Source organism: Candidatus Binatia bacterium, assembly GCA_036504975.1.
Classification (GTDB): Bacteria; Desulfobacterota; Binatia; order UBA9968; family UBA9968; genus JAJPJQ01.
The window spans coordinates 1-14,521 of record DASXUF010000141.1; the positions used below are offsets into that span (position 1 = coordinate 1).

Below are 14,521 nucleotides of genomic sequence, written 5' to 3' on the forward strand. Positions count from 1 at the left end.
AGGCCGTCGAAGAAAAGCGCGTTGGTGTGGTGGTTGATCATGAGATCGAGCGGCTTCACTTCGATCTTGCCCTTTGCCGCTCTCAGATCGACGATGAAGACCGAGAGGCCCCGTGTCTTGTCAGTCAACTGGTCGTAAGGAGTCGTGCGCGCGAGCAACAGCATCAGATCGGACTCCAGAACGCGCGAGATGAAAATTTTCTGACCGTTGATGATGTAAGAGTCTCCGCGGCGTGACGCCGTCGTCTCGATACGCGTCGTCTCCGATCCGGCGTTCGGCTCGGTCACGCCGAAGGCCTGGAGGCGCAATTCACCGCGCGCGACCTTCGGCAGGTAGCGCTTCTTCTGCTCATCGCTCCCGTGCCTGAGGAGCGTTCCCATCGTGTACATCTGCGCGTGACAGGCGGTCGCGCTGCCGCCGGAGCGGTTGATCTCTTCGAGGATGATGCTTCCTTCGGTGATTCCCAGCCCGCTGCCGCCGTACTCCTCGGGAATCAACGCGGCGAGCCAGCCCAGCTCGGTTAGCTTCCGCACGAAGGCATCCGGGTAGGCGCGCTTCTCGTCGATCTCCCTCCAGTAAGCGCCGGGAAATTCGCCGCAGACTTTGCGGATTTCTTCGCGGATCTGCCGCTGCTCGGGAGTCAGGTTGAAATCCATCCTCGCCTCCGCTATTTACGGTGATGCTGAACCGCAGTATATAGCGCGAAAGGCTAAATGCAAAATCGGGGAGGAAGCGTATGGCCGTGAAGCCCGGCTGGGAAGGCCGCTACTTCGAAGACTTCGAGGTCGGCGACGTCTATCGCTGCCGTCTCGGGCGCACGATCACCGAGGCGGACAATATCTGGTTCACCTTGCTCACCAACAACACCAACCAGATTCATTTCAACAACGAGTACGCCAAGCGCACCGAGTTCGGGAAGTGCCTGGTCAACAGCGCGCTCACCTTGGCGATCGTGGCGGGCATGGGCGTCGCCGACGTGAGCGAGAACGGCTTCGCCCTCGGCTGGGACGAGATCAAGCTGCCCAATCCGTTGTTCGCCGGCGACACGCTCTATTCCGAATCCGAAGTCGTCGAGAAACGCGCATCGAAATCCAAGCCGCAGTGGGGCATCGTCAAGGTGCGCACGCGCGGCGTCAAACAGGATGGCAAGGTCGTGATCGATTACACGCGCAGCGTGATGGTCTGGAAAAAAGCGCATGCGCCCAGGAGCGATCTGTTTCCGGAGGTCAAAGGTGAGTCGAAATGATCCCTCGCCCTTCCCTCTCCCAGCGGGAGAGGGTTAGGGAGAAGGGGGAAAGTGCGAGAGCTGCGTGACAAGCGATCAGAAATCTTCGACGCAGCGCGCCCTCGACGGCGTGCGCGTGGTCTCGTTCGAGCAGGTGCTCGCGGGCCCGTTCTGCAGCTGCATCCTCGCCGACATGGGCGCGGAGGTCGTCAAAGTCGAGCGCCCCGGCGTCGGCGACTTGATCCGGCACTGGGACCAAGCGGTCCGCGGACTCTCTTCCGGCTACGTCTGGCTCAACCGCAACAAGCAAAGCCTCACCGTCGACGTGAAGCAGGAAAAAGGCCGCGAGATATTGTATCGCCTGATCCGCGGCGCCGATATTTTTTTCGAGAACTACGCGCCGGGCGTCGCCGAGAGGTCTGGGCTCGGATACGAAAAACTCATATCGATCAACCCTCGCCTCATCTATTGCTCGCTCTCGGGTTACGGCCAGGACGGGCCTTACCGCGACGTGAAGGCTTACGATCTCCTCGTCCAGGGCGAAGGCGGCATCCTGGCGACTACCGGCTACCCCGATAAACCGGCGCGGGCGAGCATTGCCATCGTGGACATCGCCTCCGGCATGTACGCGGCGCTAGGAATCGCCCTCGCGCTTTATCAACGGGAGAAAACCGGCGCGGGACAATTCATCGATATCTCCATGTTCGAATCGATCGTCTCGTGGCTCGGCTATTTCCCCCACCACTACTGGCATCAAGGAGAAGAGCCTCCGCGGATCGGAATGCGGCACCACTACGTCACGCCCTACGGACCGTATCTGGCGGGGAACGGAAAATATGTGAACGTCGCAGTCGCGACTCCCAAAGACTGGGAGGTTTTCTGCAAAGAAGTCATCGGGCGACCCGACTTCCTCGAGGACGCGCGTTTTGCGACCGTCGAGGAGAGAAGAAAAAACCGTGCGGTGCTCGAAGAGGAGATCGAAAGGATTTTTCTCGAGCGCGACCACACCGTATGGCTGGAGCGCCTCAAGAAAGCGCAGTTGGCTTACGGGGAAGTCAGAGGCATCGCCGAAGTTCTCGCCCATCCACAGGCCGTCGCGCGCCGGCTGATCCGCGAGGTCGAATCTCCCGTCGGAAAAGTTCCCGTCATCGGCAATCCGCTCCGCCTCTCCGCCAGCCCCGCGCGCTACGACCGCATCCCCGACCTCGGCGAGCAGACCGAAGAGATTCTCAAAAAGCTCGGCTACGACGACGCCGCTATCAAAAACCTTCGCAGCGAAAATGTAATCTGACGGGTTTTGCCTCTGGTGCGAGCAAGGTAGTTTGAGTGCAACTAGGGTACCCGCCCGGGGGTTTCTTGGAGGGCCGATGCGTGGGACGAGCAGCATCGACCGTACTGCAGAATTTTTCATAGCAATCTCGTGCCGCGTAGCACAGCCGTATCGCATCGGCCCGGAAAGAGACCCGCGGGCGGGCTGAGGGCCAGACGGCCTTTTCAGCGGCCGGCACAACATCTTTTGAATTTTTTGCCGCTGCCGCACGGACACAGATCGTTCCGTCCGACTTGAGGAGATCCGCTCGCGTCTTGGGCCCGAACCGCCTCCATCAGTTTTTCCACCGGCTGGTTCGATTCCCACAGCTCGACCATTCTCTTGAGATGAGGCCGGCTGTGGATGAAGAATCGCTTGTAGCCCGCGCACAGATAATTCAAACCCTCTTCGCCGTCGGGCGTCCGAATGAACCGGTCCTTGGGACAGCCGCCGTTGCACATCGCTAAAACTTCGCACTCGCGGCAATAGCGCGGCAGGGAATCGCGCTTCGATTCTCCGAAAGCCCGCTGCGCCGGGCTCTCGACCAGCTCGCCGAGATGCTTCTCGCCGATATTCCCGACGCGATACTCGGGCTCGACGAAATGGTCGCAGGAGAAAAAATCGCCGTTGTGCTCGACGACCGGCACGTCGCCGCAAGTCTCGCGGAAGATGCAGAGCGAATGATCGAGACCGGCCGGCGGCCGCGCGGCCTCGTCGAAGATCTGAATCGCGACCTTGCCGACGTCGTTGCGCACCCACTCGTCGAAGATCGCGCAGAGAAAAGCGCCGAAGGCCTCCGCCGGCGCCGTGCGCGGACTGACGCCGCCGCCTTCGACTTTTTCCACCAGCGGCAGGAACTGGAGAAACTCGACGCCGATTTCCTTGAAGAACCGATAGACCTGCGTCGGATAGCGGACGTTCCGGTCGTGCACGACGCAGAGCACGTCGCAATGAACACGATGCTCGGTCAACAGCCGGAACGCGCGCAGTACTTGCTTGTGCGTCGGCTTCTGGCCTTTGTCCACGCGGTAGGGGTCGTGCAGCTCGCGCGGTCCGTCGATGCTGAGCCCCACTTGAAAGCGCTCGGCGGCGAAGAAGCGGCACCATTTTTCGTCGAGAAGCGTGCCGTTGGTCTGAATCCCGTTGCTGATCTTCTTTCCTTCCGGCCGGTGCTTCCGCTGGAGCGCGACGATTTTCTGAAAGTAGGCGAGTCCGAGCGCGGTCGGCTCCCCACCGTGCCAGGCGAAGTTGACCATCGGCCCCGGCGCGGCTTCGATTTGCTGGACGACGTAGCGCTCCAGCACCTCGTCGCTCATCCGGAAGGCGTTGCCTTCGGGATATAGAAACTCCTTCTTGAGATAATAACAGTAATGGCAGTCGAGGTTGCAAATCGCCCCGATGGGCTTCGCCATCACCTGAAACTCGCGTAAGGCCGTCGTCACCTTCTGATCCTCCGATCGCCTACACTACCAAAGGCTCGCTGGATCGCCAAGAGCTTCCATGCTAAACAAGCCGTCATGGCTGAACATCTCATTCAAATAGGAGCTTTCACCAAAGACGCGGCGACCCTCGCGGCGGAAGGTCAGGGCTTTCTCCAAGCGGAAAACATCCGCGTCGAGCTCGATATCGTCACCGACTCGCCGACCTTGATGCGCAATCTTATCGCCCGGCGATACGATCTCATTCTCAACAACGCCGATAACGTGATCGCCTGGGCGGAAGGACAAGGAGCCGACCCGACGCCCAACGATTTTGTTATTTTTCTCGGCGGCAGCCAGGGCCTGCGGCAGAAACTCGTCGTGGCGCCGGGCGTGAGGGTCTTCGACGACCTCAAGGGAACGGTCCTGGCCGTGGACGCGCCGACGACGGGGTTTGCCATCGTCATGATTTGCATGCTCAAGAAGCACGGCCTGGAGTTGAACCGCGACTACACGTTCAAGGCGTTTGGCAACACGATGAAGCGGGCCGACGCGCTCGCCCGCGGCGAGGCTTCGGCGGGCATGATGAATTTGTCGGACGAAGAGATCGACAGGCGCGGCTTCAAAATCCTGGCGCGGTCCGAGGACTATGTCGAGCATTACGCCCGCGGGCTCGGCGCGACGCGGCGGCAATGGGCCGCGGCCAACGAAGAGCTGCTGGTGCGCTTCACTCGCGCCATGATACGCGCGACCGACTGGATCATGGATACGAGGAACAAAGGCGAGGCCATCAAGCTTCTCTTGCCGGAAAATAAGAATTCGCTGGCGGTAGCGGACGAGGCCTACGAAGAGAGCGTCAGTCCGAAATTCGGCTTTACGCCGCGGAGCCGCATCGATTTGGAAGGCATCCGCACGGTGCTGGAGCTGCGCGAGAAAGTGGGTCTGATGAAGCGTCCGGTTCCCAAGCCGGAGAAATACATCGACGAACGCTTCTACAAGAAGGCGTTGGAGACGCTGGAGAGATAAATGGTTGCAGTCGTTTTGGCCGCCGCGCTGTTTTTTGTATTCTGCCGCCCTGAGATTCTTCCGGCTCAGACCGACTGGAAGAAAGAATGGGATAACACCGTTCGGGCCGCCGAGGCCGAAGGCCAACTCACTCTCTACGGCTGTTGCTACGATTACGACCGCATTCTCGAAAGCTTCAAGAGAACTTTCCCGAAAATAAAAGTCACAACCGTTCTCGGACCGGGAGGACAGTTGGGCGCCAGGATCCTGGCGGAGCGCAGGGCCGACAAATATCTTCCCGATGTTCTCGGCGCCGGGGCGAACACGCTCCACGACGTGCTCTACAAAGCCAACGCGCTGGAAGCTTTTAAGCCCGCGCTCATCCTTCCCGAGGTTCTCGACCCGTCCAAGTGGCACGAAGGGGAGCATCGCTACATCGATCCGGAGAAGCGTCATATCTTCGCCTTCGCCGCCAACTCGCAATCGGGGCAGATCAGCTACAACCTCGAATTAGTTAAACCCGCCGAGTTTAAATCTTACCGGGATCTTCTCAGTCCCAAGTTGAAAGGGAAAATCGCCTCGCTCGATCCGACGACGACCGGAATGGGAGCGGCGCTGCAGTTCTTCTATTACCACCCGGAGCTGGGCCCGGCATTTATCCGGAAGCTTTACGGCGGGATGCAAGTGACGCTCAGCCGTGACGCGCGCCAGATGACCGACTGGCTCGCGTCCGGAAAATTTTCTCTCTGCATTCGCTGCACGGCGGGAGGCGAGGTCGCGAAAGCGAAGCAACAAGGTCTTCACATCGATTTTCTCGACACCGAGAACTGGAAGGAAGGCGGCAGCTCGAGCGCGGCCGGCGGAACGCTCGGCTTGCTCAACCGCGCGCCCCACCCCAACGCGGCTAAAGTGTTCATCAACTGGTTTCTCTCGCGCGAGGGTCAGATCGCCATGCAGAAGCTCGGCCGGCCCGACGCCCACAACTCGCGCCGGATCGACATCCCCAAGGATGACGTCGATCCTTACAACAAGCTCGAGCCGGGAAAAAAATATTTCGATCTCGCCAAGCCCGAATTTCAGGACCTGACGCCTATCTTCAAGCTGGTGAAGGAAGTCCTGCCGCAGAAATAAAGGCTGGAGGAGTTTCTTTGAGGTGATTTACGCCGGGACTCTTACCGGCGCCGCGGCGTTTCTCGACGCCTGCGTCTGCGCTTTCGCCTTGGCCTTGGCCAGCGCCGCGCGCGCAGAGTCGGTGGACTGATACATCTGCAAATTTTCTCCCTCGTCCAAATCATTCACCGGCGTGATGGCGATGTCGGTGTAGCTCCGCGACGCGGGATCTTGCTCGATGCGCTTGCGGAGCTTGTGGAGCTTCGCCTGGAAGCGCAGCGCGGGAATGTAGGTCATGAGCATTTTCCAGACCTGTTCGGGATAAAACAACAGCGGATTTTCCAGCGGCAGACCGTGCCGCCGCTGCGCGCGCACTTTGCGCCGGATGAGGCCGGTTTGCAGCGGGTGCAGCCGCTCGTAGAAATAGCTCCCGTAAAACTGAAAAATCATGTCGGCGAGGCGGAACGGGCTCAGCCCCGTCGCGACCGCGCGCTTGAGCAGCGTCTCGATGTGATCCCACGAGTAGTAGGTGTGCCAGGCTTTGTCGTAGATCGCCTGCCATTCTTCCTTCGACATCAACGGGTGCCCGGTCGTCACGTGCTCCAGGTCGTACTTGTTCATGTCGGGGTCCATCCATACTCCCTTGAGGTAAAGCTCTTTGTGATCCTGCGAGCCGGGAAGCGGCGTGAGGATGAAGAACTCCAGCATGTCGATCGGCAGCTCGCGCTGGATGATCTTGATGTCGCGCTCGATCGTCTCGGGCGTGTCGGTCGGAAATCCGAGAATGTAACCGCAGTAGGTAATGACGCCGGCCTTGCGCCAGGCGAGCAGCATCTTGCGGTACTCGGTGATCCGGTTCTGGTTTTTCGACGCGCCCTTGAGACTGTCGGGATTGATGTTTTCGAGGCCGAGGAAGACGCGCTTGCAGCCGGCGCGCGCGGCTTTCTCGACGAAGTTCTTGATCTTGTGGCACAGCGTGTCCACCTGCATGACGAAGTTGGTCTGAAATCCTTCTTTCTCGCGCAGCTCGATCATGCGGTTGAAGATCGGCTCCCAATTTCTATTGCGCGCGAAGTTGTCGTCGGTGATGAAATAGCGGTGCACGCCCTGGGCGGCATTGGCGCGCATCAAGCGCTCCACGTCGTCCGCGTCGCGGTAGCGCGACTTCCGCCCCTGGACGTTGATGATCGTGCAAAAACTGCAACTGAACGGACAGCCCCGGCCGGCGTCGAAGCAGGCGAGGTCGCGGAAGTAGCGGCTCACGTGCTCTTTGGGAAGAAACGGTATGGGCTGCCCTTCCATGTGCGGCAGGTCTTCCATGAAATTATAAATCGGTTGGAGCCGGCGCTCGTGCGCGTCTTTCAGGATCGCCGCCAGGCGGCCTTCCTCCGCCTCGCCCGCGAACAACGTGATCCCCATGGCGAGCGCTTCTTTGAGGCCGTCAGGCAGCTCGGGAAGCATCGCGATGCAGCCGCTCGCGTGAAAGCCGCCGATCGCGACTTGAATGCCGGCGGCGCGGAACTGCCGCGCGATATCCATCGCACGGGGGAATTGATTAGATTGAACGCCGATGAGACATACGAGACCATAGTTGCCGTTCTGCTTAAAACGGCGGATGATTTTTTTGATCGGCACGACGATATTCGTTTCGTCATAGACCCCGACGGAGATCTCGACGTTGTCGCCCAGGACGCGCCGCTCGATGGCGTCGAGCGCCAGTCCGTAGACGCTCGAGAGAGAATTGGAGGGAATCCAGGCGCGCCACCACTGAATGACGTAGCCGTTGTCGTCGTAGTGGGACGGCTTGATCAGCTCGAGATAGAACCTCTTGGCCTTGCCGCCGATAGCGCCCATTAATGAGGATGTATCAAAAAGGGTCGCAACTTGGCAAGAGAGCAGCCTCTCACACGTTGACATAGTTCTCACGAACTGGCATAAGCTTCGGGTCTTCGAGATAAATTTTGCAACCCTAAAGTGGAGCTTTCATGATGCACCATCGATCGGTACGATTTCTTGCGCTTCTTTCGCTCGTTGTCTTGCCATCGACGACCGGGTCCGGCGAAGCGATTCCGTTCGTCCCCTCGCCCATGATCGTCGTCGACCGCATGCTTCAGCTCGCCGAAGTCCGGAAAGACGACGTGATCTACGATCTGGGCTGCGGCGACGGCCGCATTCTTATTACCGCGGCGAAAAGATACGGCGCGAGAGGAGTCGGTGTCGATATGAATCCGCTATTGGTGGATGAGGCCAGGCGCAAGGCTGCCGAGGAGGGCGTGAGCCACCTGGTCGAGTTCCGCGCCGGAGACGGATTGCAGGTGGATATTTCCGCGGCGACGGTGGTGACCCTTTACATGTACAAATGGTTCAACAATGAGATGCGCCCGAAGCTGCAGCGGCTAAAGCCCGGCTCGCGGGTGGTCGCTCACGACTACGACATCGACGACTGGAAGCCGACAAAAATCGAGACCGTGGATGTGAGCGCGGATCCATCATCATCCGAATACCACGGCACCCGCACGCTTTACTTGTGGAAGGTCGAGGCGCAACCCGCCGCTCCGTAAAGTCGCCGTCTCGGAGCAGCCGCGCTTTTTCAGCCTGACAAGTTCGGCCTCGCCCGGCGTTTCGACGCCGCAGATCTTCCGGCAGCCGCCGACTCGTCGTCATCCAACGCCTCTCGACGGATGAAAATCGTTGATGATCAGAGGACCGATCGAAGTCGTGCTTTGAACGATCTGCGTGACGGATTGGGGCTGATAGTCCCGCGGAATGCCCAGGTCGAAGATATGATTGCCGGTCTCCACCATGAGCGTCTCGTTGGTGAACCCGGCGTCCTGGCCATCGATGCGAACCTTACGCGTTGTCGGATAACTGATGACGACGTATTCCATGGCGGCTCCTCGCTGCTGGGGTGATGTCGAACTCTGGAACAGAAATCTGTTCTTATAGAATTATCATTACAGTGCTCATTGGCCCTCATACTCTGACACGCGGGACGCTGTCAAGAATTATTTTTGCCGGTTTCGTTTCCGCTGCGAGCCGCGTCCGCTTTTCACGCGGCGCCGGATTGTCCACCGCGGCGAAGCGGAGTATAAATCCGCTGTGGAAGACAAAGTCCAGCATGCCTCCGTCAATGGAATTCGCCTTGCGTACGAGAAGACGGGCGCCGGTTACCCGCTGCTGCTGATTCATGGCTTCCCGCGCGACCGGCGTCTGTGGCGCAAGGTGACGCCAGGTTTAGCGGAACGGTTCAGTGTAGTCGCCATGGACCGGCGCGGCTACGGCGAATCCGATCGGCCACCGGACGCCGCAGGCTACGACAACCGGACGATGGCGGCGGATGCGCTGGGTTTGGCGCGCTCGCTTGGATGGGAGAAGTTCATGGTGGTCGGCCACGACCGGGGCGCGCCCGTCGCGCAGAGATTGGCCGCCGACCGCCCGGAAAATATCGCCGCCCTCGTCATGCTCGACTGTCTCCCTTTCGGGTTGAGGGATGACCGCCCGCGAGATCCGAGCGGACGCGGTTGGTACATGGATTTTTTTCGCCAGAGAGGCGTCGCCGAAAAAATCATCGGACAAGACCCGCGTCTGTTCTTCTCGTTGTTTTTGCAGCGTCACTCTCATCTGACGCCGGAGGAGCAGGAAAATTTTTTGGCGCCCTTCTGCCGCCCCGGCTCGGTCGCGGCCGTCCTCGCGGACTATCGACACGCCCTGGAAGACGACGCGGCGTACTGGAAAGACTGGTTTCAGAGCGGGAACAAGATCACGACCCCGGTCTGCGCACTCTGGTCGGAGAGAGGCCCGGTTGCCCGGCAAGCCGTGCTGGAAGCTTGGCGCGCGGCCGCGCGCGACGTGCGCGGCGCGGTGATTTCCAACTGCGCCCATTATCTACAGGAAGAGCAGCCGGACGCCGTCGTCGAGCAGATCTTGCGCTTCGCCGACGAGATAGGTATTTCATAGCGAAGCGGAAAGCGGCTATCCAACAACTCTACTCCAATGGACGTTGCCGATGGGTGAAACCCGCGTCGATCTGCTGCATCTTCTCGAAGATTTGCGCGACGCTTATCCGGGGTCGATCGAGGAGACGATTCTCACTGAAATCATTGCCAACGCCCTCGACTCCGGCGCCACCGAGATCGCTTTTGACGCCGAGCCCGCGCACAGTACCTTGACGACCGTGGACAACGGCTCCGGGATGCGCCGCCGGGAATTGGCGCGCTACCACGACGTCGCCGCCAGCACCAAAACGCGCGGGCAAGGCATCGGCTTCGCCGGCGTCGGCATCAAGCTCGGACTGCTGGTCTGCGAGGAAGTCGTGACGGAGACGCGCCGCGGCAAAAGCCATGTCGCGACTTCCTGGCGTCTGGCGTCGCGCCATCGCGCGCCGTGGAAGTGGGTCCCGCCTCCCGGCCTGGCGCCCGAAAGGGGAACAGCGGTCCGTCTCAAAGTTCACAACGCTCTCTCTCCCTTGCTCGATCCCGGTTTTCTCGAAGCCGCCGTGCGCCGGCACTACCAGCCTTTGCTCGATCCGACCTTCGACGATTTTATCGCCGCGCATTATCCCGCAGGCGTCGCGATCCGCGTCAACGGCCGGCGGCTGGAAAAACAGCGATGGACGGCGCCGCTCGAAGGTCCGTTGGAAATTCGCCTGATGCGCAAACGCAAGCCTTCGGCTTTCGGCTATCTGATCCGGGAAGACATTCCTCTTCCCGAAGAGCAGCGCGGGCTCGCGATCAGCACCTACGGAAAAGTTATTCGCAGAGGGTGGGATTGGCTGGGGCTGACGCCTTCCGCGCCGGAGCGCGTGGGCGGTTTGATCGAGGTGCCGGAGTTGGCGGCTTGCCTGACTCTCAATAAAGGAGATTTCATTCGCGCCGGCGCGCGCGGCGCCGCCTATCTCGCCTTTCGCAAAGGAATTCAGGAAGCGGTGTCGAAGCAGCTCGCCGCCTGGGGTGATGCGCGGGAGACGGCCGAGGACGCGCGCCCGAAGGAAGTCCGCCCGTTGCAGAGGGATTTGGCGCACGTGCTCGAAGATCTTGCCCGCGAGTTTCCCTTGTTGACATCCCTCGTCGAACACCGCGCCGGCGGCCAAAAGAGACTGGCTCTGGGATCCAGCGGCGGGGTCGCGGCTTCGCGCGCGTTGGTGACCGCCTCGGTGATGGGACAGGCGGAAGTGGAGCAGGATTTGGAGGATGCAAAGGAATCGACGGTTCAAGAACCGTCCGATGGAAAGCCACAAGACGCCGAACCGGCGCAAGCTGAAGCATCCAATCACGACGGCATAATGTTGCCGGGCAAGAGCGGCGCGCGAAAACCGGCGCACTATGGGCTCGATATCCAGTTCGAAAACCGTCCGGAGGATCTCGAGATCGGGCGCCTGCAGGAATCCACCGTCTGGGTAAACCGCGCGCATCCGGCCTATCGCCGCGCGCTGGCATCACGGTCGATCGGGTATCACATCGCATTGGCCGTGGCGATGGCGCTTGCGCCGTTGGCCGTCGAGTCGGCCAACGAGCACGGCTTTGTTACGGCGTTTCTGTCGCGCTGGGGCGAAGCGCTCGCTGAGCCCGCGTCGCGAAGGAGAAAAAAACTGTAGCCGATTCGTCCTACGGAATATCGACTTCCCCGATACTTTGCCAATACAGGTACGTGGATCGAGAGGTCCGTCACTCAGGTTTTATCCTCAGCGTTACTTTTCCCGAATTGTTCCGGTAAAAACCGGGGACGTCGTTGGCAAAGCAAAACAGCTCCCCGCTGGCCGGCGCGATAAACGAGCCTTTGGTGCCGAGAACGATGTACGGGCGCTTTTTGTCGATCGCTCCGATCAGCTTGAACAGCCGCTGTCCCGACTCGCGCTTCAGATATTCGAGGATCTTGTCCGTCGTCTTGCCTCACTCCGGCACCCAACCGTCGGCGTCGCACGGGTGCGAGGCGTCGCCACTCGCCTTCGGCGACAAACGAGTACCGCTTTCCTTTGGTCAGGATAATGCCCGTCTTGTTCCAATATTCACGCGCCGAGATTTCCACGCCCTCTGTCGTAGCGCTCATCTTAGGCTCCTCCCCTTTTCGACCGGCGGCTCGTGCCGCCGGCAGCAATTTCCCGCCGGTCTCACGGACCAATGTCAGAAGCGCTGCAAGGATTACCTTCAGGAATTTTCGGCGATCTTCATCCATCTTCCAGCACTCCACGTTGATCCAGGATACTCGTCCGAGACTTTCTCCTTTGAGAAAGCCTTTCACCGGAACAAACATCATGGCTCCAGCGCGGCGATGCACTCTTCGCGAATCCGCCACAAGTCTTCGAAGCTCCGCCCACTGATCTTCTCCGAATTCTTCGCGACCCATTCCTGCATGAAGCGACGATGTAACGCAGTCTTGTACTCGCCGATCCGCTCGGGCGCTACCGTTTCCTCGCGTAGAAATTTGCTGATGGCGCCGGCGGCGCGCCTGCCCGCGTAACGTCGATGCGCAAATCTTCATACATCAAGTAGCAATGCGCTTCGGGGAGAGCCGCGACGCCGTAGCGCTGAAGCACGGCGCCTACGCCCGGAGTATTGCGCTCGTCCATTTCATAGACACCGAGCATGAGCATGACGTCGAACTCCTGCTCAAGAGCAAGAGCCGCCAGGAACGCATGCTTCGTGCTGCACGTGCCTTTCCCTTTGCGAAGAACGGCGCCGAAGTCAGCTCGATCCAATGTCCTGCCGTAAGGAAGCTTTTGCAGGTAGCGCCCGGCGGCGCGGAAATCGCTGACGCCGCGCGCCATGATCTCCGCAGACAACGGGCCGGCCGGCTTCAATGTAAAATCCGCAAAGCATCCCATGACTCCATGCTCGCCTCGTTTCGTTATTTGAGATAGCCTCGCTCGCGGTAAAAGCGCTCCGCGCCCGGATGGAGCGGGACGTCGTTAGGCGCTTCTTCGTCATTGGCGCAAAGCTGCGCGATGTCGAGCGGCTTGAAATTATCGGTGGGAATGAGGTCTTTTCTTCTCTCGATCGCCTCGCAGAGTGCGTACGCCTCGTCGTCCGGCATGTCGGCACGCACGGCCATCGGCCAGCCGCTGAAATCGAGCGTCTGAACATCTTCGGACAAGCCGGGAAAACGGGATTTGGACATGACGGCCGGTCGGTAGCCGAGCGCTACCATGCGCTTGAGAATTTTTCCCTCAACCGGCAGGTACTGGAAGCCGTGCGCCAGGGCCGTCTGCCCCCAGCTCTTGATTCCCTCGTCGAAGATCGCGTTCACGGCCCCGCTCTCGATCGCCTCCCGCCGCGCCGGATTGCTGGGTCCGGGCACCGGCTGAATCTTTCCGCCCCATTTGCGAATATCCGCCAGCGTAAAGCCAGCAGCGCGCATGACGGCGGTCACCGTGAACATCGTGGCATTTCTCAACAGAGCGTCTTGGGTTATCCGTGCGGTGGAAAGGCGCAGCGGATACCGTTGCTTTTTAATTTGATCGAGAGAGGTGATCCCGGTGGACTCATGGACGGCAAAGGCCACGACGTCATAAGAGGGGAAGACCGCGATCGTTCTCAGGGGAAGCCGCTTACGGAACGGACCTTTACCGCGGTACGCCAAGGTCAGCATCGACGATGGGTTGAGCCATACGAGCGAGAATTTCCCTTCGGCCAGCGCCATAAGCTCGCGAAAGCCGCCGGTGGCGAACGACAACGAGACGCTGTCTTTTTCGTCGTTCGCTCTGGCGGCAAGGAAAAGTTTCAGCGTGCGGCCGAGCCGGGAACGGGTCTGCAGAACGCCCTCCGCCGCTCGCGTGGTTTCGAAAGAGAGCGCGCCGTCGTAGAGAGCGGAGGCCATTTCCAAAAGCCCCTTGGCCCGCTGGATTCCCGCGTTGTATCGTTTCTTGTCCATGTCTTATGTCCTCTTCCGGTCGAATCGCTTCGTCGCGCTGGCGGTGATGAATGCTTCGAAGCGATCGAGCAACTTATCCGGCTCTTCTTCCACAATGAGCATGGACCGATGCTGCGGCTTGAGAAAACCCTCCTCGACCGCGCGATCTAAAAAGCGGACGAGATGATGATAGTATCCGGAGACGTTTAAGAGACCGCACGGCTTGTCGTGAAGGTCGAGCTGAGCCCAGCTCAGAACTTCGAAAAATTCCTCCATCGTGCCGATGCCGCCCGGCAGGCCCATAAAGCCGTCGGACAGCTCCGCCATCACGGCTTTGCGCTCGTGCATGGATTTCACGATCCTTAGCTCGGTAAGCCCGCGGTGCGCGAGCTCTTTATCGACCAACAATTCGGGAATCACGCCGATGACTTGACCGCGCTGCGCCAACACCGCGTCCGCGATCTCGGACATGAGCCCGACGTTGCCGCCGCCATACACAAGCCCGTAGCCGCGCTCGACCAGCAAGCGGCCGAGCCGCCGCGCAGCGTCCGCATATTCGGAACCTGCGCCGGCCCTCGACCCCGTGAAGACACAGATTCTTCCTTTCAA

14 protein-coding genes are annotated in these 14,521 nt (G+C 60.1%); 7 read left to right on the forward strand and 7 right to left on the reverse strand.

Features of this window, described 5'->3' with window-relative positions; genetic code table 11:
• Positions 1 to 656: acyl-CoA dehydrogenase family protein (locus tag VGL70_17880; protein HEY3305395.1), on the reverse strand; the 656-nt coding region annotated here is incomplete at its 3' end.
• An 80-nt stretch (positions 657 to 736) separates the two neighbouring features.
• On the opposite strand from VGL70_17880, the gene VGL70_17885 reads away from it, so the two are divergent.
• The gene (locus tag VGL70_17885) at positions 737 to 1,246 is read left to right on the forward strand and encodes a MaoC family dehydratase (protein HEY3305396.1); all 510 of its coding nucleotides are present in this window, start codon (positions 737 to 739) and stop codon (positions 1,244 to 1,246) included.
• A gap of 64 nt (positions 1,247 to 1,310) precedes the next feature.
• Positions 1,311 to 2,516, forward strand: a complete 1,206-nt coding sequence (locus VGL70_17890) for a CaiB/BaiF CoA-transferase family protein (GenBank protein HEY3305397.1) — start codon at positions 1,311 to 1,313, stop codon at positions 2,514 to 2,516.
• A 203-nt stretch (positions 2,517 to 2,719) separates the two neighbouring features.
• Here the strand turns inward: VGL70_17890 and VGL70_17895 are convergent, their stop codons facing one another.
• Positions 2,720 to 3,976, reverse strand: coding sequence for an anaerobic sulfatase maturase (locus tag VGL70_17895; GenBank protein HEY3305398.1), 1,257 nt, complete (start codon positions 3,974 to 3,976; stop codon positions 2,720 to 2,722).
• 75 nt (positions 3,977 to 4,051) lie between these two features.
• On the opposite strand from VGL70_17895, the gene VGL70_17900 reads away from it, so the two are divergent.
• The gene (locus tag VGL70_17900; protein HEY3305399.1) at positions 4,052 to 4,978 is read left to right on the forward strand and encodes a PhnD/SsuA/transferrin family substrate-binding protein; all 927 of its coding nucleotides are present in this window, start codon (positions 4,052 to 4,054) and stop codon (positions 4,976 to 4,978) included.
• Positions 4,979 to 6,088, forward strand: a complete 1,110-nt coding sequence (locus tag VGL70_17905) for an extracellular solute-binding protein (protein HEY3305400.1) — start codon at positions 4,979 to 4,981, stop codon at positions 6,086 to 6,088.
• A gap of 27 nt (positions 6,089 to 6,115) precedes the next feature.
• On the opposite strand, the gene VGL70_17910 is transcribed toward VGL70_17905, so the two are convergent.
• A complete protein-coding gene (locus tag VGL70_17910) occupies positions 6,116 to 7,921 on the reverse strand; it encodes a radical SAM protein (protein HEY3305401.1) in 1,806 nt (601 codons plus the stop codon).
• Between the two features lie 131 nt (positions 7,922 to 8,052).
• Here VGL70_17910 and VGL70_17915 point away from each other — a divergent pair, with 131 nt between their 5' ends.
• On the forward strand, positions 8,053 to 8,628 hold the full coding sequence (locus VGL70_17915; GenBank protein HEY3305402.1) for a class I SAM-dependent methyltransferase: 576 nt from the start codon (positions 8,053 to 8,055) through the stop codon (positions 8,626 to 8,628).
• Positions 8,629 to 8,727: 99 nt separating this feature from the next.
• On the opposite strand, the gene VGL70_17920 is transcribed toward VGL70_17915, so the two are convergent.
• Entirely contained in the window at positions 8,728 to 8,955 is a 228-nt protein-coding gene (locus tag VGL70_17920; GenBank protein HEY3305403.1) for a hypothetical protein, read from the reverse strand.
• A gap of 211 nt (positions 8,956 to 9,166) precedes the next feature.
• Between VGL70_17920 and VGL70_17925 the strand changes: the two genes are divergently transcribed.
• Both VGL70_17925 and VGL70_17930 read left to right on the forward strand, forming a co-directional pair.
• The gene (locus VGL70_17925) at positions 9,167 to 10,024 is read left to right on the forward strand and encodes an alpha/beta hydrolase (GenBank protein HEY3305404.1); all 858 of its coding nucleotides are present in this window, start codon (positions 9,167 to 9,169) and stop codon (positions 10,022 to 10,024) included.
• Positions 10,025 to 10,073: 49 nt separating this feature from the next.
• On the forward strand, positions 10,074 to 11,660 hold the full coding sequence (locus VGL70_17930) for an ATP-binding protein (GenBank protein ID HEY3305405.1): 1,587 nt from the start codon (positions 10,074 to 10,076) through the stop codon (positions 11,658 to 11,660).
• Between the two features lie 804 nt (positions 11,661 to 12,464).
• On the opposite strand, the gene VGL70_17935 is transcribed toward VGL70_17930, so the two are convergent.
• From VGL70_17935 to VGL70_17945, 3 genes are read right to left on the reverse strand one after another with little or no spacing between them, the layout of a single operon-like run.
• The gene (locus VGL70_17935) at positions 12,465 to 12,887 is read right to left on the reverse strand and encodes a hypothetical protein (protein HEY3305406.1); all 423 of its coding nucleotides are present in this window, start codon (positions 12,885 to 12,887) and stop codon (positions 12,465 to 12,467) included.
• Positions 12,888 to 12,910: 23 nt separating this feature from the next.
• Entirely contained in the window at positions 12,911 to 13,933 is a 1,023-nt protein-coding gene (locus tag VGL70_17940) for a TAXI family TRAP transporter solute-binding subunit (protein HEY3305407.1), read from the reverse strand.
• Between the two features lie 3 nt (positions 13,934 to 13,936).
• Positions 13,937 to 14,521 (reverse strand): TIGR00730 family Rossman fold protein, encoded by a 585-nt coding sequence (locus VGL70_17945; protein ID HEY3305408.1) that lies wholly within the window; start codon positions 14,519 to 14,521, stop codon positions 13,937 to 13,939.